General features: G+C 65.9%; 23 protein-coding genes and 1 pseudogene. 12 read left to right on the top strand and 12 right to left on the bottom strand.

Annotation, left to right across the window (positions count from 1 at the left end):
• Window positions 1–57: 57 nt before the first annotated feature.
• The gene (locus A8G00_RS18090; protein ID WP_103001330.1) at window positions 58–1,113 is read left to right on the top strand and encodes a DUF1176 domain-containing protein; all 1,056 of its coding nucleotides are present in this window, start codon (window positions 58–60) and stop codon (window positions 1,111–1,113) included.
• Window positions 1,114–1,183: 70 nt separating this feature from the next.
• Here A8G00_RS18090 and egtD read toward each other — a convergent pair whose 3' ends face one another.
• Complete coding sequence (gene egtD, locus A8G00_RS18085; RefSeq protein WP_103001329.1) at window positions 1,184–2,140, bottom strand: L-histidine N(alpha)-methyltransferase; 957 nt, start codon at window positions 2,138–2,140, stop codon at window positions 1,184–1,186.
• A gap of 4 nt (window positions 2,141–2,144) precedes the next feature.
• Window positions 2,145–3,413 (bottom strand): ergothioneine biosynthesis protein EgtB, encoded by a 1,269-nt coding sequence (gene egtB / locus A8G00_RS18080; protein WP_044660209.1) that lies wholly within the window; start codon window positions 3,411–3,413, stop codon window positions 2,145–2,147.
• 161 nt (window positions 3,414–3,574) lie between these two features.
• On the opposite strand from egtB, the gene coaBC reads away from it, so the two are divergent.
• Genes coaBC through A8G00_RS18060 form a run of 4 tightly spaced genes read left to right on the top strand, consistent with a single transcriptional unit; the run spans window position 3,575 to window position 6,396 of the window.
• On the top strand, window positions 3,575–4,831 hold the full coding sequence (gene coaBC / locus A8G00_RS18075) for a bifunctional phosphopantothenoylcysteine decarboxylase/phosphopantothenate--cysteine ligase CoaBC (protein ID WP_025548679.1): 1,257 nt from the start codon (window positions 3,575–3,577) through the stop codon (window positions 4,829–4,831).
• Window positions 4,806–5,270, top strand: coding sequence for a dUTP diphosphatase (gene dut / locus A8G00_RS18070; RefSeq protein WP_025548678.1), 465 nt, complete (start codon window positions 4,806–4,808; stop codon window positions 5,268–5,270). The genes coaBC and dut overlap by 26 nt, the downstream gene beginning before the upstream one ends.
• A complete protein-coding gene (locus A8G00_RS18065) occupies window positions 5,267–6,043 on the top strand; it encodes a HesA/MoeB/ThiF family protein (RefSeq protein ID WP_082166207.1) in 777 nt (258 codons plus the stop codon). The genes dut and A8G00_RS18065 overlap by 4 nt, the downstream gene beginning before the upstream one ends.
• Window positions 6,031–6,396, top strand: a complete 366-nt coding sequence (locus A8G00_RS18060) for a DsrE family protein (RefSeq protein ID WP_044660207.1) — start codon at window positions 6,031–6,033, stop codon at window positions 6,394–6,396. Before A8G00_RS18065 ends, A8G00_RS18060 begins: the two co-directional genes overlap by 13 nt.
• A 196-nt stretch (window positions 6,397–6,592) precedes the next feature.
• Here the strand turns inward: A8G00_RS18060 and A8G00_RS18055 are convergent, their stop codons facing one another.
• The 4 genes from A8G00_RS18055 to A8G00_RS18040 are packed head-to-tail and all read right to left on the bottom strand — an operon-like array spanning window position 6,593 to window position 12,186.
• Window positions 6,593–8,107, bottom strand: a complete 1,515-nt coding sequence (locus A8G00_RS18055; RefSeq protein ID WP_048577209.1) for a Ppx/GppA family phosphatase — start codon at window positions 8,105–8,107, stop codon at window positions 6,593–6,595.
• 5 nt (window positions 8,108–8,112) lie between these two features.
• The gene (locus A8G00_RS18050; protein ID WP_025548671.1) at window positions 8,113–10,251 is read right to left on the bottom strand and encodes an RNA degradosome polyphosphate kinase; all 2,139 of its coding nucleotides are present in this window, start codon (window positions 10,249–10,251) and stop codon (window positions 8,113–8,115) included.
• Between the two features lie 28 nt (window positions 10,252–10,279).
• Window positions 10,280–10,894 (bottom strand): chromosomal replication initiator DnaA, encoded by a 615-nt coding sequence (locus A8G00_RS18045; RefSeq protein ID WP_103001328.1) that lies wholly within the window; start codon window positions 10,892–10,894, stop codon window positions 10,280–10,282.
• An 8-nt stretch (window positions 10,895–10,902) separates the two neighbouring features.
• Complete coding sequence (locus A8G00_RS18040; RefSeq protein ID WP_025548668.1) at window positions 10,903–12,186, bottom strand: hypothetical protein; 1,284 nt, start codon at window positions 12,184–12,186, stop codon at window positions 10,903–10,905.
• Between the two features lie 152 nt (window positions 12,187–12,338).
• Between A8G00_RS18040 and purM the strand changes: the two genes are divergently transcribed.
• From purM to nadB, 5 genes are all read left to right on the top strand, one after another.
• Window positions 12,339–13,433, top strand: a complete 1,095-nt coding sequence (gene purM / locus A8G00_RS18035) for a phosphoribosylformylglycinamidine cyclo-ligase (protein ID WP_103001327.1) — start codon at window positions 12,339–12,341, stop codon at window positions 13,431–13,433.
• 87 nt (window positions 13,434–13,520) lie between these two features.
• A complete protein-coding gene (gene purN, locus A8G00_RS18030; RefSeq protein ID WP_103001326.1) occupies window positions 13,521–14,468 on the top strand; it encodes a phosphoribosylglycinamide formyltransferase in 948 nt (315 codons plus the stop codon).
• A gap of 45 nt (window positions 14,469–14,513) precedes the next feature.
• Window positions 14,514–15,443 carry an ABC transporter ATP-binding protein gene (locus tag A8G00_RS18025; RefSeq protein WP_061940625.1) on the top strand — a complete coding sequence of 310 codons (930 nt, stop codon included), beginning with the start codon at window positions 14,514–14,516 and terminating at the stop codon, window positions 15,441–15,443.
• Entirely contained in the window at window positions 15,440–15,883 is a 444-nt protein-coding gene (locus tag A8G00_RS18020) for an endonuclease domain-containing protein (RefSeq protein WP_253258030.1), read from the top strand. The genes A8G00_RS18025 and A8G00_RS18020 overlap by 4 nt, the downstream gene beginning before the upstream one ends.
• Window positions 15,884–15,892: 9 nt before the next feature.
• Window positions 15,893–17,497 (top strand): L-aspartate oxidase, encoded by a 1,605-nt coding sequence (gene nadB / locus A8G00_RS18015; RefSeq protein WP_025548663.1) that lies wholly within the window; start codon window positions 15,893–15,895, stop codon window positions 17,495–17,497.
• A 119-nt stretch (window positions 17,498–17,616) separates the two neighbouring features.
• Here the strand turns inward: nadB and A8G00_RS18010 are convergent, their stop codons facing one another.
• Window positions 17,617–18,453: an alpha/beta fold hydrolase gene (locus tag A8G00_RS18010; protein ID WP_103001334.1), complete on the bottom strand. Its 837-nt coding sequence runs from the start codon at window positions 18,451–18,453 to the stop codon at window positions 17,617–17,619.
• A gap of 166 nt (window positions 18,454–18,619) precedes the next feature.
• On the opposite strand from A8G00_RS18010, the gene A8G00_RS18005 reads away from it, so the two are divergent.
• The gene (locus A8G00_RS18005) at window positions 18,620–19,777 is read left to right on the top strand and encodes a serine hydrolase (protein ID WP_048577205.1); all 1,158 of its coding nucleotides are present in this window, start codon (window positions 18,620–18,622) and stop codon (window positions 19,775–19,777) included.
• Window positions 19,778–19,890: 113 nt separating this feature from the next.
• Here A8G00_RS18005 and metH read toward each other — a convergent pair whose 3' ends face one another.
• The 4 genes from metH to A8G00_RS17985 form a co-directional block, all read right to left on the bottom strand.
• Entirely contained in the window at window positions 19,891–22,488 is a 2,598-nt protein-coding gene (metH, locus tag A8G00_RS18000) for a methionine synthase (RefSeq protein WP_103001325.1), read from the bottom strand.
• Between the two features lie 118 nt (window positions 22,489–22,606).
• A complete protein-coding gene (locus A8G00_RS17995) occupies window positions 22,607–23,653 on the bottom strand; it encodes a homocysteine S-methyltransferase family protein (protein WP_103001324.1) in 1,047 nt (348 codons plus the stop codon).
• Entirely contained in the window at window positions 23,650–24,585 is a 936-nt protein-coding gene (gene metF, locus A8G00_RS17990) for a methylenetetrahydrofolate reductase (RefSeq protein WP_061939785.1), read from the bottom strand. Before metF ends, A8G00_RS17995 begins: the two co-directional genes overlap by 4 nt.
• Window positions 24,582–25,553 carry a metalloregulator ArsR/SmtB family transcription factor gene (locus A8G00_RS17985; protein ID WP_103001323.1) on the bottom strand — a complete coding sequence of 324 codons (972 nt, stop codon included), beginning with the start codon at window positions 25,551–25,553 and terminating at the stop codon, window positions 24,582–24,584. Before A8G00_RS17985 ends, metF begins: the two co-directional genes overlap by 4 nt.
• A gap of 214 nt (window positions 25,554–25,767) precedes the next feature.
• Here A8G00_RS17985 and A8G00_RS17980 point away from each other — a divergent pair, with 214 nt between their 5' ends.
• Window positions 25,768–25,995, top strand: coding sequence for a hypothetical protein (locus A8G00_RS17980; protein WP_025548654.1), 228 nt, complete (start codon window positions 25,768–25,770; stop codon window positions 25,993–25,995).
• A gap of 206 nt (window positions 25,996–26,201) precedes the next feature.
• Here A8G00_RS17980 and A8G00_RS17975 read toward each other — a convergent pair.
• A pseudogene (locus A8G00_RS17975) lies at window positions 26,202–26,306 on the bottom strand (IS5/IS1182 family transposase); the annotation flags it as partial.

The following is a 26,306-nucleotide window of genomic DNA, read 5'->3' as shown; positions in this document are numbered from 1 at the left end:
TCCGATTCTATAACGAAAGTTCTACCCGTCGCTGGCAGGATCGGCTATGGTTAACGCATGGGGGCGAAACGCATATTCGGACTGACGGCCATGCTGTCGGTGGTGATGGCAGCGGCGCCGGCTAGGGCGCAAGCGCCGAAGCCGGGCAGGCTGGAAAGCTATAAGGACTGGACCATCGGTTGCGACAACGGCAACCGGTGCGAGGCCGTATCCCTGCTGCCAGAAGGCGGCGACTGGCCCGATGCGCCGGTCATGCTGGGGATCGCGCGAGGGGCGGGGGCCGACGCCGATCCCGAAATCCGGGTCAGCCGGGACGCAAAGGGCCGGGAGGCGCTGGACTTCCTGATCGACGGGCGAAAGCTTGCCAGCGTGGCGAGCGTGGACGGCGAAGCCAGTCTGGAAGGGCCGCAGGCGTCCGCACTGGCCATTGCCATGGCGAAGGGCGGACGCATGGAGATCCGCGCCGGCGCGAGGGCGATCGACCGTCCGTCGCTCGCCGGCTTGACCGCTGCGCTCCGCTATATGGATGCGAAGCAGGGCAGGGCGGGCACCATGGCGGCCCTCGTCGCGACGGGACCGCTTGCACGCAGCGCCGTGCGTCCCGCGCCTGCCATCCCCACGATCCGGCGCGTTGCCGTACCCGGCGGCGCGCAGCCGCCCGCGCTCTGGCGGGAGGAACTGACGGCACTCGGCACCTTCACGGGTTGCGCCGACGAGATGAGGGGCGCATCCTCTCCTCCCGAGTTGCACCGGCTGTCGAAGACCGAGACGCTGGTTCTGGTGCCCTGCGGCGCCGGGGCCTATAATTTCACATTCGTCCCCGCGATCGCCACCGGCATTCCCGGCCGCCGAACCTTCCGCTTCGCCGGCTTCGACTATCAGCCGGGCTGGAGCGAGGAGGCCGGCCATCCCCTGCTGGTCAATGCAGGCTGGGCGCCGGAGACCTCCACCTTGCAAAGCTATGCCAAGGGCCGGGGCCTGGGCGATTGCGGGGGTAGTGAAACCTATATCTGGGACGGTTCGCGCTTCCGCCTGGTAGAGGCGAGTGCGATGGGGGAATGCCGCGGCGCCTGGCACTGGATCACCACATGGTCGGCCAAAGTGACGGACTGAAGGCCGGAATTTCCTGTCGATTCGCCGTGCCGCCGCCCTGGCTTCTTTTTTTCGCGCCTGGCAATCGCCCTTAGGCTTCTGCCAATATCAGCGAGAACAGCTCGTCCGCATCGCTCCATTCGCGCACCGGCTCCCATCCCCCGGCGCGCAGCAGCAGCCTTTCGTCGCGTGCGCCATATTTGTGGCTGCTTTCGGTATGGATCGTCTCGCCCGCGGCCATGCGGAAGCATTGGCCCGCGACGTGGAAGTGAAGCGGCCGCACCGCCTCCAGATGCATTTCGATCCGCGCCTTGTCGTCGTTCCAGATGGCGCGATGGCGGAAGCCGTCCAGCGGCAGGTCGCCCTCCAGTTCCCGATTGATGCGCGCAATCAGGTTGAGGTTGAACGCAGCCGTCACCCCCGCGGCATCGTCATAGGCGGCGACCAGCCGGTCACGGTCCTTGATCCGGTCCATGCCGATCAGCAGCATCGCATCCTTACCCAGCAGGCGCCGCATTGCCCGCAACAGGTCCACCGCCGAATCGGGTTCCATATTGCCGATGGTCGACCCGGGGAAAAAGCCGAGGCGTGGCAGCCCCTCTATCGCCGCCGGCAAGGCCAGTTCGCCGTTGAAGTCGCCCACCACCGGCAAGACCGGCAGCCCCGGAAAGGCCGACGCCAATTCAGCGCTCGAAGCGCGAAGAAAGTCGCCGCTGATGTCGATCGGCACATAGGCGGCTGGATCGATGGCGCGCAGCAGATGCGGGGTCTTGCGCGAACTGCCTGCACCGAACTCCACCACCGCCTGCCCCGCGCCGATGGCGGCGGCGAAATCCGCGCCATGCCGTTCCAGCAGGGCGGTTTCCGTGCGCGTCGGATAATATTCCGGCAGGTCCGTGATCGCTTCGAACAGTTCCGACCCGCGCCGGTCGTAGAACCAGATGGGCGGGGTCGCCTTGGGCTCGCGGGACAGGCCCTCGATAATGTCCCGCCGGAAGGCCGGGTCAGGCGCGCGTAGGGACAGCGGGGCATCTTCGGTCAGCAGCATCGCGTCAAAGATCCTTTGCCAGCCGCAGTCCGGTGAACTGCCAGCGTTGATGGGGGTAGAAGAAATTGCGGTAGCTTGCCCGCATATGGCCGCGCGGCGTGGCGCAACTGCCGCCCTTCAGCACGAACTGCCCCGACATGAACTTGCCATTATATTCGCCCACCGCGCCGTCCGCCGCGCGGAAGCCGGGATGCGGGCGATAGGCGCTGCCCGTCCACTCCCAGACATCGCCGAACATCTGCGTCAGCGTGGAGCCGCCATCCGCCGCGCGGGGGCGGGGACAGGCCGGACCGTCCAACTGGTTTCCGCTGGTCGGCGCGACATTGAGGGCGGCGCTTTCCCATTCGGCCTCGGTGGGAAGGCGCGCCCCCGCCCATCGGGCATAGGCATCCGCTTCATAAAGACTGATATGACTGACGGGCGCGGCGGTATTGACCGGCTTGCGCCCGTCCAGACCGAAGCGCGTCCAGCCTTGCTCGCCCCGCCGCCAGTATAGCGGCGCCTCGACCCGCTCGGCCTGCACCCATGCCCAGCCGTCGGACAGCCAGTGGGCGGCGTCGGCATAGCCCCCATCCTCGATGAAGGCGATCCATTCGCCATTGGTTATCGGCCTGTGCGCCAGGGCATGCGGGTGGAGCACCGTCTTGTGGCGGGGGGTCTCGCAATCGAAGGCAAAATCGCTTTTGCCGTCATCGCCGATCTCCACCAGCCCCTGCCGGCCTTCGATCCAGTGGAGAGGGCCGGGGACGGGCGCAGGCAGCGCATTGGGCGCGTCGTACAGCGCCGGTTCCAGCGGATTGAGCGACAGAAGATGCTGCACGTCGGTCAGCAGCAGTTCCTGATGCTGCTGCTCATGGTGGAGGCCCAGCAGCACCAGCGCCTGCACATCGGGCATCAGCATCGGCAGGGCGGTGGTCAGCGCCTCGTCGACTTGGGCGCGATAGGCGCGGATTTCCTCCAGCGTCGGCCGTGTCAGCATGCCCCGCATCGGCCGCGCATGCCGTGGACCTTCGGCCTCATAATAGCTGTTGAAAAGATAGGCGTAATGCGGATCGAAGGGTACATAGCCCGCCACATGATCGCGCAGGACGAAAGTTTCGAAGAACCAGCTTACATGCGCCAGATGCCATTTGGCGGGGGACGCGTCGGGCATGGACTGGACCGTCGCGTCCGCATCGGACAGCGGCGCGGCAAGCGCTTCGCTCAGCGCCCTGACCTCGCGATAGCGGGTGATGAGGTCGATCTGGCTCGGTACGGTCCGGCTTCTTGCCATGCATTCCCCTTCGATACGGTTGCGCCGCTCTCCTGGAATAATCGCATGAAGGGGCGGATCGGTTCCGGCCGGGCCGTTTCGTCGCCCTTCGATGATTGCGCATGGGGACGATGGGAATGGCTGGACAAGGGCCCGCCGCTTGCCCAAATGATGGGCCTGTCATGACCAAGCGCATCCTTCTCATCGTTTCGGGCGGCATCGCCGCCTATAAGTCGCTGGAACTGGTGCGGCTGCTGCGCAGGCGCGGCATCGCGGTGCGGGCGGTGCTGACGGAAAGCGCGGAGAAATTCGTGACGCCGCTGTCGCTGGGCGTGCTGACCGAGGATCATGTCTATGGCGACATGTTCGACCTCAAGGAAGAGCGCGAGATCGGCCATATCCAGCTTTCGCGGCAGGCCGATCTGGTCGTGGTCGCGCCGGCGACGGCGAACATCCTGGCCAAGATGGCGGGCGGCATTGCCGACGATCTGGCGACGACGCTGCTGTTGGCGACCGACAAGCCGGTGCTCGCCGTTCCCGCCATGAACGTTCGGATGTGGCACCATGCCGCGACCCGGCGGAATGTCGCACAGCTCAAGGCCGATGGCGTGCATGTGATGGAGCCGGACAGTGGTGAAATGGCCTGCGGGGAATTCGGCAAGGGCCGCCTGCCCGATCCGGAAGCGATCGCGGCGGAGGTGGCGCGGCTGCTCGCCCGGCCGCTAGCCGCCGATCCGCTGGCCGGGCAGCCGGACTTCGAAACGGCCGACGCGCCGCTCGCCGGACGGCATGTGCTGGTGACGGCCGGCCCGACGCATGAGCCGATCGACCCGGTCCGTTACATCGCCAACCGGTCCTCCGGCAAGCAGGGCTTCGCCATAGCGGCGGCGGCGGCGCGGGCCGGCGCGCGGGTGACATTGGTGGCGGGGCCGGTATACCTGCCGACGCCGGCCGGCGTGACCCGCGTCGATGTGGAAACCGCGCGGGAGATGCTGGCCGCGGTGGAGGCGGCCCTGCCCGCCGACGCGGCGATCATGGTCGCGGCGGTGGCCGACTGGCGCACGGCGGACGCTGCCGATCAGAAGCTCAAGAAGGATGGATCGGGCAAGCCGGCGCCCTTGGCCCTGGTCGAGAATCCGGACATTCTCGCCACGCTGGGCAAACATGCGCAGCGTCCCGCCCTGCTGGTCGGCTTTGCCGCCGAGACGCAGAAGATCGCTGAACATGCGCAGGCGAAGCTGGCGCGCAAGGGCGCCGACTGGATCGTCGCGAATGACGTGTCGGGGCCGCCCGGCTCAAGCGTGATGGGCGGCGATTCCAACAGCGTGCACATCGTTTCGAAGGATGGCGTCGAGAGCTGGGACCATCTGCCCAAGGACGCCGTCGCCACCCGCCTGATAGAAAAGGTCGCCCATGTCCTCTCCTCTCCCGCCCATTGAAATTCGCCTGAAGCGCCTGCCCCATGGCGCCGGCCTGCCGGCGCCGGCCTATGCCACGGCGCATGCGGCGGGGATGGACGTCGTGTCGGCGGAGGACATCATCCTTGTGCCCGGCGGCCGGCATGCGGTGGCGACCGGCTTTGCCATGGCGATTCCCGAAGGCTATGAAGTGCAGGTGCGGCCGCGTTCCGGCCTGGCGCTGAAACATGGGATCAGCCTGCCCAATACGCCGGGGACGATTGACGCCGATTATCGCGGCGAGCTGAAGGTCATATTGATCAATCTGGGCGAAGAACCCTTTGTGATCGCGCGGGGCGACCGGATCGCGCAACTGGTCGCCGCGCCGGTGCAGATGGCGCGCTTTGCCGAAGTCGAGGAACTGGACGAGACGATCAGGGGCGCAGGGGGATTCGGATCGACGGGGGTTCGATCCCAATGACGCCCTTGGCCCTCACGGACGATCAGCTTGAGCGCTATGCCCGCCATATCGTGCTGAAGGAGATCGGCGGCGCGGGGCAGGCGCGGCTGTTGTCGGCGGATGTGGCCGTCGTGGGGGCGGGCGGGATCGGCAGCCCGGCCATCCTCTATCTCGCCGCGGCGGGCGTGGGCACGATTCGGGTGATCGATGACGATGCGGTCGCCCTCTCCAATCTGCAGCGGCAGGTGCTGTTCGGCACTGACGAGATCGGAGCGCCCAAGGCCGAAAGCGCGATGGCGGCGGTCGCGCGGCTCAATCCGGACGTGAAGCTGATCCCCATCAACGCCCGCATCGACGCGGGCAATGCCGCGCTGATGCTGCGGGATGCCGATGTGGTGCTGGATGGCTGCGACAGTTTCGCGACGCGGCTGGCGGTGGCGGACTGCACGCAGAAGCTGCGGATTCCGCTGGTGTCGGCGGCGGTCGGGCCGTTCGAGGGGCAATTGGCCACATATCGCGGTTGGGAGGCGGGCAAGCCCTGCTATCGCTGTCTGGTCGGGTCGCCGCAGGACGCGCCGGAGCGGAACTGTTCCGAAACCGGCGTGATCGGGGCGCTGACAGGGGTGATCGGCAGTCTGGCGGCGCTGGAGGTGATCCGCGCGCTTGTGCCCTTCGGCGATGACATGGCGGGGCGCTTGCTGCTGGCCGATCTGTTGTCGATGCGGTTTCGGACCGTGGCGGTGCCGAAGGATCCCGCCTGCCAGGGTTGCGCCGTGGAACTATGCGCGAGCTGAGGATCATCGTCGCGACGGCGGATGCGGAACGGCTGCGCGGAGCCTTGGTGATCGCGGCGGCTCAGGCGGCGCTGGGCGGCGGCGCGGCGCTGTTCCTGCAACTGGACGCGGTGAGCTTGCTGCGAGCGCCTCCGGAAGCGCCCTGCGACGAAGCGCATCGGGCATCGGGGCTGCCTTCGCTGGCGATGGTGATCGAAGAGGCATTGGGCTTGGGCGTGATCCTGCTTGCCTGTCAGAGCGGACTTGCGCTGTGCGGAATGACTGCCGATGATTTGCCGCAGGGCGTTGAGGTCGGCGGCCCGATGGGGTTCTTGCAGCAGACCGGCGAAGAGGCCCGGCTGATCTTTGCCTGAGCCGGTCGGCTGGCTCGGCTGGTCGGAAGCGGACGATTGCGACGCTTTCCTGAAGGCACAGCATGCTCATGCGAAAGCAGGCGCCCGGATCGGGCGGCGATGATGCACGGAAGGGAGGACCAGGCCTGCCTGCGCAGGAGCAGGCTTCCTTCAGGGAAAGCAGAAGCTCCGCTCCCTGACCGCATTCAGTCAGCCCCTACCAGGCCAGCCGGTACTTCACGCCCATGGCCTGAGCCAGTTGCCGCTGCCGCCGCTCGACCGCTTCTCCGAACAGATCGGTGTCCACGCTGCGCAGCCGCAGTTCGAGCACATTGCCCTCCATCTCCAGGCGGGAGGCGAGCAAAGGCCCCTCCACGCCGCCGGACAACCGCTGCCCCAATCTGATCGCCAGACCCCATAAGGTCGCTCGCTGAAGCGCTTCGGGCGGGGCCAGCCGCTCGATGCCGGGCGGCGTCGACAGGCCGCCGCCAAAATTGCTGTGCAGCGCCTGGGCCAGCATGGCTCGCTCGGCCGCGTTGATGCCGACCCAATTGCTGTGCAGCGCGATCTCGACGCCCCGGTCCGACCGGAAATCGGGATTGGCGCGCCACCCGACATCGGCCAACAGGCAGGCCGCCCGGCGAATCCGCCGCCACGCGCTGCCGTCCTCCAGGAACAGCGGCGCGATCCAGCGCTCGATCATGTCGCCATGGCCGGTAAAGCGCGCCTGCGCTTCGCCTTCGGCCTCCGCCGCGATCAGCAGCGGATCATGTGCCTGAATATCCGGGGGCAGATCGCTGAACAGCAGCCCCTCGCGCAGGCCATAGGCCGACACGACCAGCCTGCTCGACCTCAACTGGCGCACGATCACCGACAGCAGCGCCGCCGCATCCGGCAGGGTCGGCACGCGCGATCCGGTGATCTGGGGAATATCCTTGAACCGCGCCTTGCCGACATGGGACACGATGCGCGTCAATTGTTCGGCCCGCGCGGCAGGCATTTCATATTGGTGCACGACGGGAAGCGGGAACTGGGTCAATTCCATGTCGAACCGGGCCAGCGCGCGCCACGACCCGCCGACCAGATAGAAGGGCAGGCCGGCAGGCGCGTCCCAGCCCGCCTTGGCCAGCATCTTCCTGACCATCCGTTCCAGCACGGCCGGCCCCTTGGCGCGGATTTGCGGCAGGCGCAGCACGCCCAGCGGCAAGGACACCGTTTCATGCACGGCGCCGTCGCGGATTCGGGCCAGCTCAAGGCTGCCGCCGCCCAGGTCGCCGACGATGCCGTCCGCGCCCGGAATGCCCGACAACACGCCATAGGCCGCGGCGACCGCCTCCTGCCCGCCGGACAGCAGCTCGACCTCCAGCCCCATGTCGCGGGCGCGCCGGATGAACTCGTCGCCATTTTCCGCGTCCCGCACCGCGGCGGTGGCGACGCAGCGCACCTCCTGCACCTCCATCTCGCGGCAGAGATGGGCGAAGCGGCCGATCGCGCGCAGCCCCCTGTCCATGGCTTCCGCCTCGATCCGGCCCGTCTTCCCCAGGGACGCGCCCAATCCCGCCATCACCTTTTCGTTGAAGAGGATGAAGGGGATGCGGCGGGGCCCGTCATAGACGACCAGCCGCACGCTGTTGGAACCGATGTCGATGATCGCCGTGCGCGCCTTCGCCTGATGCGGGGACGTCGCCATGCCGGGGGCGAGCGCCCGGACCTGGCTCAACATGGAATTCATGCCGTTCAGGCCCGCCCGCGCAGGCGCAGGGTCGGCACCGCTTCGCTATCCAGCGCGGCGCCACGGCCCGAAAGGGACGGGTTGGTCATGAAATAGCGGTGCAGGTTGAACGGCCGGTCGCCCGCCTCGACGCGGCTGTAATGGCCGTCGCTGTCCAGCACCCAGCTCTGTTCGGTGTCGATCAGGTTGGCGACCATCACCTGGTCCAGAATCTGGTCGTGCACGGTCGGATTTTCGACCGGCGCCAGGAACTCCACGCGCCGGTCGAAATTGCGCGGCATCCAGTCGGCCGAACTGATGAACACCTTCGCGCCATTATTGGGCAGCGCCTTGCCATTGCCGAAGACGGTGATCCGGCTATGTTCAAGAAAGCGGCCGACCACCGACTTCACCCGGATATTTTCCGACATGCCCGGCACGCCCGGCCGGAGGCAGCAGATGCCCCGCACGATGAGTTCGATCTGCACGCCTGCATTGCTCGCCGCATAGAGCTTTTCCATGATCGCCGGGTCCACCAGCGAATTCATCTTCGCCCAGATGGTTCCCGGCCGCCCGGCGCGGACATGCTCTATCTCCGCATCGATCAGGTCGCACAGGCGGTTGCGCAGGTCGCGGGGCGACATCACCAGCTTTTCCAGCCGCTGCGGCTCGACATAGCCGGTGATGTAATTGAACAGCGCCGCCGCATCGCGCCCATAGGCCGGATCGGCGGTGAAGAAGCTGAGGTCGGTGTAGATGCGCGCCGTCACCGGATGATAGTTGCCGGTGCCGAAATGGCAGTAGGTGCGGAACGCCTCCCCCTCCCGCCGGACGACCATCGACACTTTCGCATGGGTCTTCCAGTCGATGAAGCCATAGACCACCTGCACGCCCGCGCGCTCCAGCGCATCGGCCCACATCAGGTTCTGCTCCTCGTCGAAACGGGCTTTCAGCTCCACCACCGCGGTCACGGACTTGCCCGCCTCCGCCGCGTCGATCAGCGCGCGGATGATCGCGGACTGCTTGCCCGCGCGGTACAGCGTCTGCTTGATCGCCACGACATCGGGGTCGGACGCTGCCTGCTTCAGGAAGGACACCACCACGTCGAAGGCTTCATAGGGATGGTGGACGACGATGTCCTTCGCCCGGATCGCGGCAAAGCAATCCCCGCCATATTCGCGGATGCGTTCCGGGAAGCGGGGGGCATAGGGCTCGAACTTCAGGTCCGGCCGATCCTCCTCGACGACGCCGGACAGGTCGCCGATGCCGACGAACCCTTCCACCTCCGCGATGATCGCCTCATGGCCCTGGAGCATGTCCTGCAACATCTCCTCGACCGGCTCGGGAATGCGTTCCTCTATCTCCATGCGGATCACGCGGCCCCGGCGGCGGCGCTTGATGGCGCTGCGGAAATAGCGGACCAGATCCTCCGCCTCTTCCTCTATCTCTATGTCGCTGTCGCGGATGATGCGGAAAACGCCGCTGTTGCGCACCCGGTATCCGGGAAAGAGGTCGGCGGAAAAGCGCCGGATCACCGCCTCCAGCGCCATATAGCGCGCCGTTTCGCCCGGCATCCGCACGAAGCGGGCGAGCGAGGACGGTATCATCACCAGCTCGCGAATCGGTTCCTTGTCCGACAGCCGCTCCAGGTCGAAGACGATCGACAGCCCCTGATTGGGGATGAAGGGGAAGGGGTGCGCCGGGTCCAGCGCCTGCGGCGTCAGGATCGGGAAGACCTGCGTCAGGAAATGATCGCGCAGCCAGTTCTCGCAGGAGGGGTCGAGCGCGGTGGACGGGCCGATCACCTCTATCCCCACCTGCGCCAGTTCGCCGTGCAGCGCCCCCCACACCTTCTGCTGCGCGCCCATCAGCCGGGCGGTTTCCTCGCTGATGGCGGCCAGTTGCTGCGCCGGGGTCAGCCCGTCGGCGGAGCGCATGTCGACATCCTGCAGCTGCTGCCCCTTCAGGCCCGCCACGCGCACGGAGAAGAACTCGTCCAGATTGGCGCCGGAAATCGACAGGAAACGCAACCGCTCCAGCAGGGGATGCGCCCGGTTCATCGCCTCCTCCAGCACGCGCTGGTTAAAGGCCAGCCAGGACAGTTCCCGGTTGAAATAGCGGTCGCTGGGCAGGGTCAGGCTGGCGGAGGGGTCGGCTTCGGCCACATCTCTCTCATCGTTCGGAACCGGAGGATCAGTCCGGGACTATAGGCAAAAATCCCGCGTCTTGCAGGACATCTTTCGCCATAGCGGTAGAAATCTTACGTCCCGATGACAAAGCCGCCTCGTCCAGCATGCGCGTCACGGCGGCGATGGCGGCATAGCTGCGCTCGATCCGCCGCAGCAGCCATTCGGGCAGATCCGCCGCATAGCTTGCGCCGGCCGATGCCAGGAACCGCTCGATCAGGGCGCGGGCCAGCGCCTCGTCCGGCTGCTCCAGCGCGACATGGGGCGCCGCCGCCAGCCGGGACCGCAGGTCGGGAAGGGCCACCTGCCATAGCGCGGGCGGCGCGTCCGCGATCAGCAGCAGCGGGCGCTGCGCCGTCTGCGCATCGTTCCAGGCGTTGAACAGCGCCTGCTCGTCCTGCCGTTGCGCATCGTCGATCATGGTCCCGCCGCTCTGCGCGACGAAATGGCGGCCCAGCGTCGAGCGGCCCGACAGGGGCGGCCCGCTCAGCACGCTGATCGCCAGCGGCCATCCCCGCCAGTTCTCCAGATGGCGGACGGCGATGCGGTTGGCGTCGCTGACCAGGAAATCCTCGCCGCTTGCCCGATCAGGCCGGTCGAACGGCAGGCTGATCTGTCTCATGGCGCCTTTCATTGCGCAGAGCCGGCTCCCGGTGTCCCACCCCTGCGGATGCGCAGCGTATTGCCGGACACGGCGACGTTATAGCCCTTCGCCGCCAGCGCTGCACGCAACATGTCGACCGTGCCGTCGAAGCTCACCTGCATGACCGACGTGCCGCCCAGCGCCAGGCTGCTGGTCGCCGCCGAACGCACGCCCGCGATGGAACGCACGGCGGCCTCGCCCTGCGCCACCGATCCGACGTCCGGGGTGTCGAACTGGATCGCGTAGCTGCCCGTGGTGGCGGCGGGCGTCGGCATGTCGAGCGTTTCCACCGGCAGATCGGCGGCATTTTCGATCTCCAGCGCATTGGGATCGACCGGCTCCTCGATGATCAGCGACGGATCGGGACGCAGGCGGCCGTCATTCAGCGCCTGGGTATAAAGCTGGTCGATCCGCTGCGTCGCCTGGTCCAGCATCTGCGGGATCGCGCTGTCGTTGGAGGCGCGCAGGGAAAAGCTGCCGATCAGGAAATTGTCGGGGCCGTAGCGCGCCGTGAAGGTGCCGGTCACCGGACCGCCCGGATATTGACGGTCGAGCCGAGCGATCGGGATCACCACGTCCGCCGCGCCATATTGGTCGAGCAGCACGCGCCACCACAGCCGCCCGCGCCGCCCGGTCTGCCCCGCATTCAGCAGGATCGGATCAGCGATCGACCCGGCCACGCGGACATAGTCGATCGCGCTGTCGCCGGTGCGGAAACGCGCCCAGGCCCGCTGCCATTCGTTGATCCGCTCATAGGACACGGCCGACCCGCCGTCCCACAGCACCGGGATCACCAGCAAGGGCGGGGACCGCATGACATTGCCGGTCACGCCCAGCAACTGGCCCGTCCGCGCCCGGTCGAACATGACGCCCAGCGTGGCGACATAGCGGGTGGGGCCCGCCTGCTCATATTCGATCTCGATGCCCGAAATCATGCCTTCAAGCTGCGAATCGGACAGGGCCGGCGCGCCGCTGCCGCCATGGGTCCGGGTCCACAGCATCTGCCATGCCCGCCGCTGCGCCAGCCGCCAGCCGGCCTTGCGCGCGCTGTCGGCATCCTTGGCGAAGACGTCGACCTTCACATGGCTCACCTGGAAATCGCCGCCGCTGGCGATGGGGGGCACGCCGCGCTCCCCCTCCATCTGCGCGACCAGCGCCGCAGCGGCGAGGCCAAGCATGATCGCGCCCAGTATCTGGATCGGGCGCGACGCTGCGCGGAACAGGTTCAAAGGCCGGAGGGACAGGCCACGAAGGACAGAAGGCACGTTCACGCGCGTCCTTTTGGCGAGATTTGCCTGCGCTGCCAAGCGGCAACCCATTTCCCGTTCCGTTTTCGCGCACAATGTGCGTTATTTGGCTTGCCGCATTTTCTTAAGCCGTCAGATGTTTCCATCTGACTTGAAAATGCTTAGGGGCCACAGCCATGAGCGACACCGAATCCTACAGCTACGCCAAGGCTGGCGTCGACATCGCCGCGGGCAATGCGCTGGTTCGCGCCATCGCCCCGCTTGCCAAGGCCACCCGTCGCCCCGGCGCCGACGCGGAACTGGGCGGCTTCGGCGGTTTCTTCGACCTGAAGGCGGCCGGTTACGACGATCCGCTGCTGGTCGCGGCCAATGACGGCGTCGGCACCAAGCTGAAGCTCGCCATCGACCATAATGCCCATGACGGCGTCGGCATCGACCTGGTCGCCATGTGCGCCAACGACCTGATCGTGCAGGGCGCCGAACCGCTCTTCTTCCTGGACTATTATGCCACCGGCAAGCTGGAGAGCGGCGTCGCCGAGCGCGTGATCGCGGGCATTGCGGAGGGCTGCAAACAGGCCGGCTGCGCCCTTATCGGCGGAGAGACGGCGGAAATGCCCGGCATGTACGGGCCGGGCGACTATGACCTTGCCGGTTTCTGCGTCGGCGCGGTGGAGCGGTCCAGAGCGCTGACCGGCAACCGGGTCAAGGCGGGCGACGTGCTGCTGGGCCTCACTTCCTCGGGCGTGCACAGCAACGGCTTCTCGCTGGTGCGCCGTCTTGCCGCCGACAAGGGCTGGAAGCTCGACCGTCCGGCGATCTTCGATAATGAGGTGCTGTTGATCGACGCGCTGATGGCGCCGACGCGCATCTATGTGAAGTCGCTGCTGCCGCTGGTCCGGGCAGGCCGGATCAATGCGCTGGCCCACATCACCGGCGGCGGCCTGCTGGAGAATATCCCGCGCGTGCTGCCCGAAGGCTGTCATGCGGTTGTCGACGCCGACGGTTGGGAACAGCCGCGACTGATGGCTTTCCTCCAGGCGCAGGGCAATATCGAGCCGGAGGAAATGGCCCGCACCTTCAACTGCGGCGTCGGCATGGTGCTGGCGGTGGATGCGGATGCGGTGGACGCCGTGACGGCGGATCTGGAAGCAGCGGGCGAAACCGTGGTCCGCGTCGGCATCGTGGAGGCGGGCGAAAAGGGCTGCACGGTCAAGGGCTCACAGGAAACATGGAGCGCCAGGGCCGACTGGACCGCCACGCATCTGGGGTAAGTCACTGAAACCCGTTCGTTTCGAGCGAAGTCGAGAAACGAAGTCACAAGGGTTCTCGACTTCGCGCGAACCGGACGGGGACTGCAAGTGAAGGCAAAGGTCGGCGTTCTGATTTCCGGACGTGGCTCGAACATGGCGGCGTTGCTCTATGCCGCCAGGCATCCGTCCTGCCCCTATGAGCTGGTGCTGGTCGCCGCCAACGATCCCGAAGCCCCCGGCCTGACCCTCGCCGCCGCCGAGGGCATCGCCACCTTCGCGCAGAGCCACAAGGGCCTGAAGCGCGCCGAATTCGACGCCATTATCGACAAGGCGTTGCGCGGGGCGGGCGCGGAATATGTTGCGCTGGCCGGCTATATGCGCCTCCTCTCGCCCGAATTCGTCGCCGGCTGGGAAGGCCGGATGCTGAACATCCACCCCAGCCTGCTGCCCAAATATAAGGGTCTCGACACCCATCGGAAGGCTTTGGACGCAGGCGATACCCATGCCGGCTGCTCGGTCCACATCGTCACGGCGGAACTGGACGACGGGCCGGTCCTTGGCCAGATCGAAGTCGCGATCCTGCCCGGCGACACCGCCGACAGCCTTGCCGCGCGCATATTGATGGCGGAACATCAGCTCTATCCGCGCACGCTGGCGGATTTCGTCACCCGCGAGCGCCAGCCCGAATGGCTGCTGAACAAAGTCCGTGAGCGCGCCCTGGCCCTGCCGCAGGCGGATGAGGTCACGTCCCACGGCATGCCCTGCTTCGGCATCGAAAAGGGCAAGAAATTCGCCTATTTCACGCAGGATCGTCATGGCGACGGCGTTATCGCCATCCTCGTCAAGACGACCGCGCCGGAAGAACAGGCGATGCTGATCGAAAGCGACCCCGCCCGCTATTACCGCCCCGCCTATTTCGGGGATGGCTGGGTCGGCATCCGGCTCGATCTGGGGGACACGGACTGGGGCCAGATCAACGAACGGCTGGAGCGGAGCTGGCGGGAGGTCGCGCCCCGCAAACTCACCGCCCTGATGGACGCCGCCGACGAATTTTAACCCCGCTCTTTCCTTTCCAATGGCCCAACCCCACTATAGGCAGCCATGACCGACACCTCCCCCACTCCCGCCATAGAGATCGCCAACCTCACCAAGGTTTACAAGGGCGGCAAGCAGGCGCTCGACAATATCAACCTCTCCATCCCGCGCGGGCAGATTTACGGCCTGCTGGGACCGAATGGCGCGGGCAAGTCGACCACCATCAACATCCTCGCCGGGCTGGTGAACAAAACCAGCGGCACGGCGAAAATCTGGGGCTTCGACATCGACCAGAACCCCCGCAACGCCAAGAACAGCATCGGCATCGTCCCGCAGGAGATCGTCTTCGATCCCTTCTTCACCCCGTTCGAGACGCTGGAGAACCAGGCGGGCTATTATGGCGTGCCCCGGGACCGCCGCCGCTCGATGGAATTGCTGCGCGCCGTGCATCTGGAGGACAAGGCCGACGCCTATGCCCGGACCCTGTCGGGCGGCATGAAACGCCGCCTGCTGGTGGCCAAGGCGATGGTGCACAGCCCGCCGATCCTGGTGCTGGACGAACCGACCGCCGGCGTCGACGTGCAGCTTCGCCAGCAACTCTGGGCCTATGTGCGGGAGTTGAACCGCCAGGGCGTGACCATCGTTCTCACCACGCACTATCTGGAAGAGGCCGAGGAATTGTGCGACCGGATCGGCATCATCAACCATGGCAAGGTCATCACCGACAAGCCGACCCGCGAACTGATCGCCATGGCGCAGGAGAAGGTGGTGCAGGTGACGGTCGACCGCGATGTGGTGACGCCCCCCGCCGACCCCAGCTTCGAGAAGATCGAACTGTCGGACGAACGCACGCTGACGATCACCTATATGAAGAACCGCGCCAATGCGGGCCAGGTGCTGAGCGCCGTGCAGGCCAGCGGGCTTTCGATCGTCGACGTGGTGACGCGCGACCCTGATCTGGAGGATGTGTTCCTGAACCTGACCGCGGCGGCGTGAGGGAAGCGGACACTTCTCCCCCTCCCGCAGGCGGGAGGGGGCCGGGGGGTGGGCTGGCGCGACCTTTCAGAAGCAGGAATACGTCCCGCGCAAAGTCGCTAAGAAACGAGGCATCTCCGCCTGAGCGGTTCCTTTGGCAGCGCCTGCGTAACCGCCAACTCGACGGCCGCAAGTTCAGCCGCCAAATCCCTATCGGCCCTTATTTCGCGGACTTCCTCTGTCGCGAGGCGAAGCTCATCATCGAACTGGATGGCTCCACCCACGACGACAGTGCGGAATATGACGCCCGCCGCGACGCCTACTGTCGCGAACTGGGCTTTACCGTCTTGCGCTTTCAGAATGCCGACGTGATAGGGAATATCGAAGGCGTGCTGTCGCATATCATGGCAGCCCTCGCGCAAGCCCACCCCCAACCCCTCCCGCCTGCGGGAGGGGAGTAAGAAGACTATATGCCCACCACCACCTATGACGTCGTCATCATCGGCTCCGGCGCGGCGGGGCTGACCGCCGCCATCAACCTGGCGCAGGACCGCAAGGTCGTGGTGCTGGCCAAGGGAGCGCTGGACGGCGGGTCCACCAACTGGGCGCAGGGCGGCATCGCCGCCGTACTGGACGCAGGTGACAGTTTCGAGGCGCATATCGAAGACACGATGGTCGCAGGCGCGGGCCTGAACGACCGCAGCACGGTCGAATTCGTCGTCTCCGAGGCTCCTGCGGCGATAGAGCGGCTCGCGGAGCTTGGCGTTCCCTTCAATGGAGGGGAGGAATTCGGCGAACGCTGGCACCTGACCCGCGAAGGCGGTCACAGCCACCGCCGCATCGTCCATGTCGACGACGCCACCGGCCATGCCGTGCAGGTCGCGCTGCTGAAGGCCGCCCGCGCCAATCCCAACATCACGCTGCTGGAGGACAGGGTCGCCATCGACCTCATCACCAGCCGCCATGGCGAGCGCTATTCGGGCGACGGGCATGTATGGGGCGTCTATGCCTTCAACAGGCTGACGGACCATGTCGACGCGATCCTGGGCAAGGCGACGATCCTCTGCACCGGCGGCGCGGGCCGCACCTATCTCTTCTCCACGGCTCCCCGGGGCGCGACCGGGGACGGCATCGCCATGGCCTGGCGCGCGGGCTGCCGCGTCTCCAACATGGAGATGAACCAGTTCCACCCTACCTGCCTCTACAATCTGGAGGTCAAGAATTTCCTCATCACGGAGGCGGTTCGGGGGGAGGGCGGTCATTTGAAGCTGCCCCCGGGCGTCCCCGGGGGCGGGGAACGCTTCATGCCCCGGTTCGACCCGCGCGGCGAACTCGCCCCCCGCGACGTGGTGGCCCGCGCCATCGACCATGAGATCAAGCGGCTCGGCCTCGACTATGTCCATCTCGACATCAGCCACAAGCCGCCGGAATTCGTGCGCACCCATTTCCCGACCATCTATGCGCGCCTGCTGGATCTTGACATCGACATCACGAAGGAACCGATCCCGGTCGTCCCGGCGCAGCATTATACCTGCGGCGGCGTGGTCATCGACCTTGACGGCCGCACCGACCTGCCGGGGCTCTATGCGGCGGGCGAAGTCACCGAAAGCGGCCTGCACGGCGCCAACCGCCTCGCCTCCAATTCGCTGCTGGAATGCTTCGTCTTCGGGGAAGCCGCCGCCCGGCACATCCGCGCCCATTGGGATGAACTGCCCGCGCCGCCGCCGATCCGCCCCTGGGACGAAAGCCGCGTCACCAATTCGGACGAAGAGGTCATCGTCCAGCATAATTGGAAGGAAATCCGCCGCTTCATGTGGGACTATGTCGGCATCGTCCGCACCACCAAGCGGCTGGAGCGCGCCAAGCACCGCATCGATCTGCTGGCGAAGGAAGTGGACGAATATTACGGCCATTTCCGCGTGACGCCGGATCTCATCGAACTGCGCAACCTGCTGGAGGTCGCGCGTCTGGTCGTCCGCTCCGCCCTGCATCGCAAGGAGAGCAGGGGGCTGCACTATACGCTCGATTATCCGGCGATGCTGCCGCAGGCGGTCGATACGGTGCTGGCGCCCTGAAAGAAGCTGAAAAAAGGTGGCGCAGCGTCCATCGCGCTGCGCCATGAGTCGAGGAGTGACGCGGAGGAAGGCGTCGGATTGCTTTTACCCCTGCTGTCCCGCCGCGCCTTTGATCGGCGTCAAACCGTCTTCAGAAAATTGCCGAGGACCGCGTTGAAGCGGGCCGGCTGATCCGCCATGACGACATGGCCGCTGGGGCCGATGGGCACCAGCCGCACGCCGCGCTTGGCGGCATAGGCGGCGCGGAAGGTTCGGCCGATCTCGCCCGCCTGCGCCGCATCGCTGCCGACGGCATAGACCACCTCCATCGGCGCGGTCAGCCGCTCCAGTTGCGGCCCCAGGTCGACATTGGCGAGATCGCGCAGCGCATTGGCGATGACATCCGGATCGCTTCCCCGGGCGCCCGGCATTTCCGCCAGCATCCGCGCCAGATAGGCGCGGCCCGCCCTGGTTCCGGTGAAATATTGCCCCAGTTGATCGGCCAGGAAGCCCATGCCCTGTGCCGTGCCGCCGACCATCGCCGCCCCCTCGGGCAGCATGTCGACCACCATCAGCCGCCCCGCCAGCCCCTTCAAACCCAGCATCATCGCCAGCGTGCCGCCCATGCTGTGGCCGACGATGGCGGGCCGCTCCAGCCCCGCCGCCGCGATATAGCGGGCGATCTCGTCCGCCAAAGGCTGGACCAGCGGCCCGCTGGCATTGGCGTCCGCCGCCAGGCCGGCAAAACCCCGCACGTGGACCAGATGCCAGCGATAACCGGAAAGCGCGCCGACCACCCCGTTCCACAGCCCCGGCCCGCTCGCCAGCCCCGCGATCAGCACGACATCTCGACCGGCGCCGCGAGTCGTCACGGCAATGCGGCGCGAAGCGAAGGGCGCCGCCCACGCCCGTGCCGGCAACATGCCGCCCGCCAGCAGCGCAGTCGCCCCCCGCATCATCGTCCGTCTGTTCATCATGTGGTTCATCGGCGCTTCCTTGCAGGCCTTCGCATGAACCTCAACTGAGTTAAGGCGCGCCTCGTTCAGCCTCCTTACATCGCATTTGTGGAATCGTTCATCGCATGATTCTTGTCACCCGGCGCGGGTCTGAACCCTAATGCGAAAGGAGAGTGCGGGGATTTCGATGACCAATTTCAAGGGAGGGCGCGGCAAGCGCCCAAATGGCGGCGGCAATAGCGGCTCGGCCCGGCTCGTCCTGTTGATGGCGGCGCTTTCGGCCTGCGTCAGCGCGCCGCAGCAACCCTATGCGGCGGTCCAACAGAGGCCGCAGCCTTCCACCGCGACCTTCCCGATCAAGCCGGTCGCCAATCCGCCCAAGCCCTTCGAAGCGCTGAAGGTCGACCAAAGGGAAACGCCGCCGCCCGCTTTGGTCAGCGTGATCCGCAACCTGGGCCAGAGCTTCAACGGCAAGGTCGGCATCGCCGTGCGCCGCATCGGCAGCGACTGGACCGTTGCATGGAACGGCAATCTGCTCTTCCCGCAGCAGAGCGTTTCGAAGCTCTGGGTGTCCATGACCTTCCTCGACGCGGTCGACCGGGGCAAGATCCGCCTCAGCGACAGCACCACCATCACGAAGAAGGACCTGACCCTCTTCCACCAGCCGACCGCCGCCCTGGTCGGCAATGCCGGCTGGACCACCACCTATTCCGACCTGATGCGCCGCGCCATGACGCAGAGCGACAATACCGCCAACGACACGCTGCTGCGTGCCGTCGGCGGGCCGGAAGCGGTGCGCGGCTATCTCGCCCGGCGCTATATCAAGGATATCCGCTTCGGGCCCGGCGAGCGGCTGCTGCAATCCACCACGGCGGGCCTGGAATGGCGGCAGGATTATTCGATCGGCCGCAACTTCTATGCCGCCCGCGCCAAGCTGCCCCTATCGGTGCGGCAGAAGGCGCTGGACAATTATCTGGCCAGCCCGCCGGACGGCGCCGCGCCATCCTCCATCGTGCAGGCGCTGGCGAAGCTCAAGCAGAACGACATGCTTTCCCCGGCATCGTCGCAACTGCTGCTTTCGATCATGGGCGAGGCGAAGACGGGGCCGCAGCGGATCAAGGGCGGCGTGCCGGCGGGATGGCATTATCTGCACAAGACCGGCACGGGTCAGGAACTGGGCGCGCGTTCGACCGGGTTCAACGACATCGGCATCATGACCGCGCCCGACGGCACCAGCTATGCGGTCGCGGTGATGATCGGCAGCACGACGGAACCGATCCCGACGCGCTGGCAGTTGATGCAGGCGGTGGCGAAGGCGGTGGCGGCCAACCACGAGGCGCGGTAAGTTTTTCGCTTCCCGTCATTCCCGCGAAGGCGGCAATCCATCTCCTGACCGTGCATCAAGCACCTTCTTATGGGAGATGAGTGCCCACCTGCGCGGGAACTATGGAATAAGTCCTAATCCAGATTGGGCCGCAGCCAGCGCTCGGCCGTCTCCAGATCCACCCCGCGCCGCCCGGCATAATCCTCCAGCTGGTCGCGCCCCACCCGCGCCACGCCGAAATATTCCGCCTGCGGATGCCCGAAGTAAAAGCCGCTGACCGCCGCCGTCGGCAGCATCGCGAAGCTTTCCGTCAGCGAAATGCCCGTCGCGTGATGCGCGTCCAGCATGTCGAACAGCAGCGGCTTCAGACTATGCTCCGGACAGGCGGGATAGCCGGGCGCGGGCCGGATGCCGCGATATTGCTCCTTGATCAGCGCCTCGTTGGTAAGCTGCTCGCCCTCGGCATAGCCCCATAGCGCGGTGCGCACATAATGGTGCAGCCGCTCGGCAAAGGCCTCCGCCAGACGATCCGCCAGCGCCTTGAGCAATATGTCCGAATAATCGTCGATAGCGTTCTTGAACCGCGCCAGATGCGGCTCGATCCCGTGGATCGACACGGCGAAACCGCCCATCCAGTCGCCATCATGGCTGATGAAGTCGGCAAGGCACATATTGGCCCGGCCCTCCCGCTTGGCGATCTGCTGGCGCAGCATCGGCAGGCGGACATGCTTTTCATCCTCGACATGGACGATGATGTCGTCGCCTTCGCGGCGGCAGGGCCACAGGCCGGCCACGCCGCGCGCCGTCAGCCATTTCTCGTCCACGATGCGGTCGAGCATCTTCTGCGCATCGGTGAACAGGCTGGTCGCGCTTTCGCCCACCACCCTGTCCTCCAGGATCGCCGGATAATTGCCCGCCAGTTCCCATGCGCGGAAGAAGGGCGTCCAGTCGATATAGTTGCGCAGGTCCTTCAGATCCCAGTCCGGGAAGCGGTGGACGCCGGGCAGGCGCGGCTTGCCGGGCTTCAGGCTCTCGTCGATCTCGAAGGCATTGGCCCGCGCTTCCTCGATGCTGAGCAGCTTGCTCTGCCCCTTGCCCTCTCGGGCGGCGCGGACATGGGCATAATCATCCTTGGTCTTCTGGACGAAATCGGTCTTCTGGGTTTCGGAGACGAGCGCCGTCGCGACGCCGACCGCCCGGCTGGCGTCCAGCACATGCACCACCGGCCCGGTGAAGGCCGGATCGATGCGCAGCGCGGTATGCACTTTGGAGGTGGTCGCGCCGCCGATCAGCAGCGGCATGGTCATATCCGCGCGCTGCATTTCCGCCGCGACCGTCACCATCTCGTCCAGCGAGGGGGTGATGAGGCCGCTGAGACCGATCATGTCGGCGTCATTTTCGTTCGCCGCCTTGATGATGTCCTGCCACGGCACCATGACGCCCAGATCGATCACCTCGAAGCCGTTGCACTGAAGCACGACGCCGACGATGTTCTTGCCGATGTCGTGGACGTCGCCCTTGACCGTCGCCATCACGACCTTGCCCTTGCCCTTGGCGCCGGGCTCCTTCGCCGCCTCGATGAAGGGGAGGAGGTGGGCGACCGCCTTCTTCATGACGCGGGCGGATTTCACGACCTGCGGCAGGAACATCTTGCCCGCGCCGAACAGGTCGCCGACGACATTCATGCCGTCCATCAGCGGGCCTTCGATCACCTCGATGGGCTTTGCGGCAGCGAGGCGGGCTTCCTCCGTATCCTCGACCACATACATGTCGATGCCCTTGACCAGCGCATGTTCCAGCCGCTTGGCGACCGGCCAGCCGCGCCATTCCTGCGCTGCCTTTTCCGATGCGGCATCCTTGCCCTTGAAACTCTCCGCCAGCGCGACCAGGCGTTCGCCCGCCTCCGGATCGCTGTTCAGCAGCACATCCTCGCACGCCTTGCGCAGCGCCGGGTCGATGGCGTCGTAAACGTCGAGCTGGCCCGCATTGACGATCGCCATGTCCAGCCCCGCCGGGATGGCGTGGTAGAGGAAGACCGAATGCATCGCCCGCCGCACCGGCTCATTGCCGCGGAAGGAGAAGGAGAAGTTCGACAGGCCGCCCGAAATATGGACATGGGGGCAGCGCTTCTTGATTTCCCGGCAGGCCTCGATGAAGTCGACGCCGTAATTATTGTGCTCCTCGATCCCGGTCGCCACGGCGAAGATATTGGGGTCGAAGATGATGTCTTCGGGCGGGAAGCCGATGGTCATCAGCAGCTTGTAGGCGCGCTCGCAGATCTCGACCTTGCGCTCCTTCGTGTCCGCCTGACCGGTCTCGTCAAAGGCCATGACGACCACCGCCGCGCCATAGGCCATGCAGAGGCGGGCGTGATGGAGGAAGGCTGCCTCACCCTCCTTCATGCTGATCGAATTGACGATGGGCTTGCCCGACACGCATTTCAGGCCGGCTTCGATCACTTCCCATTTGGAACTGTCGATCATGACCGGAACGCGGGCAATGTCCGGTTCGGACGTCATCAGCTTCAGGAAGGTCGTCATCGCCTCTACGGCGTCGAGCAGGCCCTCGTCCATGTTGACGTCGACGATCTGCGCGCCGTTCTCCACCTGATCGCGGGCGATGTCGATGGCCGCGGCATAGTCGCCTGCCATGATCAGCTTCTTGAACTTGGCCGATCCGGTGACGTTGGTGCGCTCACCGATATTGACGAAAGTGGCGGTCGATTGGGTCATTCCCTGCTTCTCTTCTCTTCGTCATCCCCGCGAAGGCGGGGATCCATCTCCCAACATAGCACCAGGGGAGAAGGCAGGAGATGGATTCCCGCCTTCGCGGGAATGACGGATTTATATCTTACGCGGCAATATGCATCGGTTCGAGGCCCGCAAGCCGCGTCACCACCGGCAGCTCCGGCACCTGACGCGGCTTGTGCCCCGCCAGCGCCTTCGCCACGGCGCCGATATGCGCCGGCGTGGTGCCGCAGCAACCGCCGACCATATTGACCAGCCCCTCATCCACCCACTGGCGGATCAGGTTCGCCGTAGTCTCCGGCAGCTCATCATATTGCCCCAGTTCATTGGGCAGCCCGGCATTGGGATAGGCCAGGATCAAGGTATCCGCATTCTTGGCCAGCTCACTCAGATAAGGCCGCAGCAGATCCGCCCCGAAGGCGCAGTTCACCCCGATGGTCAGCGGCTTCAAATGCCGCAGCGAATACCAGAAGGCGTTGATCGTATGCCCGGACAGGTTGCGCCCCGACATGTCCGTGATGGTGAAGCTCAGCATCAGCGGCACCGGCCGCCCCGCCGCCGCCTCGGCCTCCCGCGCCGCCATGCCCGCCGCCTTGGCGTTCAGCGTGTCGAAGCAGGTCTCGACCAGCAGGAAGTCCACGCCGCCCTCGATCAGCGCCTCGCACTGCTCGCGATAATCGGCCTTCAGCGTATCGTAATCGACCTCGCGATAGGCCGGATCGTTGACGTCCGGAGAGATCGACAGCGTCTTGTTCGTCGGCCCGATCGACCCCGCTACAAAGCGTGGCCGCCCATCCTTCGCGCTCGCCGCCTCGCAGGCCTTGCGGGCGATCCGGGCGGCGGCGATGTTGATCTCCCGCACCAGATGTTCGCAGCCATAATCGGCCATGGCGATCTTGGTAGAGGAGAAGGTGTTGGTTTCGATCATGTCCGCACCGGCGTCGAGATAGGCGGTGTGGATGCCCTCCACGATGTCCGGCCGGGTCAGGCAGAGCAGGTCGTTATTGCCCTTCTGGTCCTTCGCCAGATCGAGCGACCCGCGATAATCCGCCTCCGTCAGCCCATGTTTCTGGATCGACGTGCCGTAGCCGCCGTCGAATATCATGATCTTCTCCGCTGCCACGGCGCGGAAGCGTTCCTCGGCGGTCATGCCGTCTTCTCCAATGTCGCCGGCCGCAGCCCGAGCAGATGGCAGATCGCATAGCTCAGTTCCGCCCGGTTGAGCGTATAGAAATGAAAGTCGCGCACCCCGCCCGCATAAAGCTTGCGGCACAGTTCCGCCGCCAGCGTCGCAGACACCAGCTGCCGTGCGGCGGGCAGGTCGTCCAGCCCCTCGAACAGCTTGCCCATCCAGCCCGGCACATCGGTGTTGCACATGGCCGACATGCGCTGGACCGCCGCGAAATTGCTGACCGGCATGATGCCCGGAATGATGTCCGCGTCGATCCCCGCCGCCGCCACCGTATCGCGGAAACGGAAGAAGGTATCCGGCTCGAAGAAGAATTGCGTGATCGCCCGCGTCGCGCCCGCATCCAGCTTGCGCTTCAGATTGTCGATGTCGCCCCGCGCGCTCAAGGCGTCGGGATGCGTCTCCGGATAGGCGGCCACCGAAATCTCGAAGGGATGGCGCTTCACCAGCCCTTCGACCAGTTCCGCCGCGCCCTTGTACCCGTCCGGATGCGCCTCGAACTTCGCGCCCGCTTCCGGCGGATCGCCGCGTAGCGCCACGATATGCCGCACGCCCGCTTCCCAATAGGCATCGGCCACCCCGTCGATCTCCGCCTTGCTCGCCGCCACGCAGGTGAGGTGCGCCGCCGCCGACAAGGGCGTTTCCTTCGCGATCCGCGCGACGGTGTTATGCGTCCGCTCCCGCGTCGACCCGCCCGCGCCGTAAGTCACCGACACGAATTTCGGCGCCAGCGGCGTCAGGGTCTGGATCGCGGACCAGAGCTGCTCCTCCATCTTCTCCGTCTTGGGCGGGAAGAATTCGAAGCTCACATTCAGGTCGCCCGCCAGATCGGCGTAAAGCGGCGCATCCAGCGCCCGCCGGGCCTCTTCGACGGAGGGAAAGCTCAAGGTCATGCGGAAAGTCGTCCTTCGATAGGCAGGAGGCGCGCGCCACGGCGGCGGCCCAGCCATAATTGCACCGTCAGTTCCTGGCCGGGCAGCACCTCCACCCGCTCCAGTTCCAGGCCCGCATCCGCGAACCAGCTTTCGATCTGCCCGTCGGAAAAGCCCAGCCGCGCATGCTGGTCGCGCAGTCTGAGTTCTTCCCGTTCATGCGCCGCGAAATCGGCGATCAGGACGCGGCCGCCCGCCGCCGTCACCCGGGCCGCTTCCTCGATCACCGCCTCGGGCGCCTGGGCATAGTGCAGCACCTGATGCAGCACCACCGTATCGGCGCTGCCCGGCTCCAGCGGCAGGGCGCTGAAATCGCCCAGCACCAGCGCATATTTGTCGCCCGCATCCTCGGGCAGCTTGGCGCGGGCCAGCCGCAGCATGTCCGGGCTGCGGTCCAGCGCCGTCACCTGTTCCGCCGACGGACCGAACAATTCGATCATTCGCCCGGTCCCGGTGCCGATGTCGAGCAGATGGCCGATCGGTTCCGCCCCCAGCAGGGCGGTCATCGCCGCCTCCACATCGCCCTCCGGCACATGCAGGGACCGGATCGCGTCCCATTCCTCGGCATGTTCGGCAAAATAGCTTTCCGCCGCCTGGGCGCGATCCGCCCGTACCGCCGCCAGCCGGGCGAGGTCGGCCTTCTGCCACAACAGCTCGCCCTCCGACGGCACGAGTTGGTCGAAAAGCGTCAGAAAGGGTCCGATTTCCGCCTCTTTGCCCAGCCGCAGGAAAACCCAATTGCCTTCCTTGCGCCGCTCCACCAGACCGGCTTCGGCCAGGATGCGGACATGGCGGGACACGCGCGGCTGGCTTTGCCCCACGACCTGCGCGATTTCGCCCACGGCCAGTTCCATGGCGCGCAGAAGATAGATGATGCGCAGCCGCGTCGGGTCGCCCAATGCCCGGAAAATGTCGATTGCTGCGCTCATGCATGGATCATATAAAGAAATCTTTATATGCGTCAATGGTCGTTCGGAACCGCGCCGTTCAACCCCTGACAGCCCCGAATCACGGGCTTGACGCATGATTGGGATTGCCATGAGTCGCCGGATTCATTACGAATCGCGGCGCAGACGCAATGGGGGGTGAACTTTTCTCCGAGAGTGGTCTGCACCGTTATTATTCTCAGAGAGGGGTTAACCCATGACCAAGTCGATTGCTCTTTCGCTCGTTCTCGCCGCGTCGCTCGGCCTGGCCGCCTGCTCGGGCGGTGCGGAAAATGCCGCCAACGCTTCGGCCAATGCCGCGGAGAACGCTTCGAACGCTGCCGACAACGCCATGAACGCCGCGCTGAACGCTGCCGACAATGCTTCGAACGCCGCTTCGAACGCTGCGAACACGGCTGGCAACGCTGCCGCGAACGCGATGTAATTCCCAAAAGGGAATTGTCTGGAATGGGCCGCGCCGGAAACGGGGCGGCCTTTTTCTTTGGCTCGCGCCGGTCGGTCGGTTCCATCAGGCTGAGCTTGCCCTGGCGTTGCAGCGACAGGATGCGTCAGAAGGCAAAAAAAGGGCCGCCCCGATGGAGCGGCCCTCTTTTCGTTCATCCTTCAACGGTGGATTAGGGCGCAGACTCATTATGCATTGCACCAGAGGCGTGTGCAGATGAGCTTGATCGCCGCCAGATAGTTGGCAGCATCCTTATCATATCGAGTGGCTATGCCCCGGAACTGCTTGATCCG

Origin of the sequence: Sphingobium sp. SA916 (assembly GCF_002894065.1) — a bacterium.
Taxonomy (GTDB): domain Bacteria; phylum Pseudomonadota; class Alphaproteobacteria; order Sphingomonadales; family Sphingomonadaceae; genus Sphingobium; species Sphingobium fuliginis.
The sequence above is the reverse complement of the archived record's forward strand: the minus strand, read 5'-3'. Positions and strand labels throughout refer to the sequence as shown.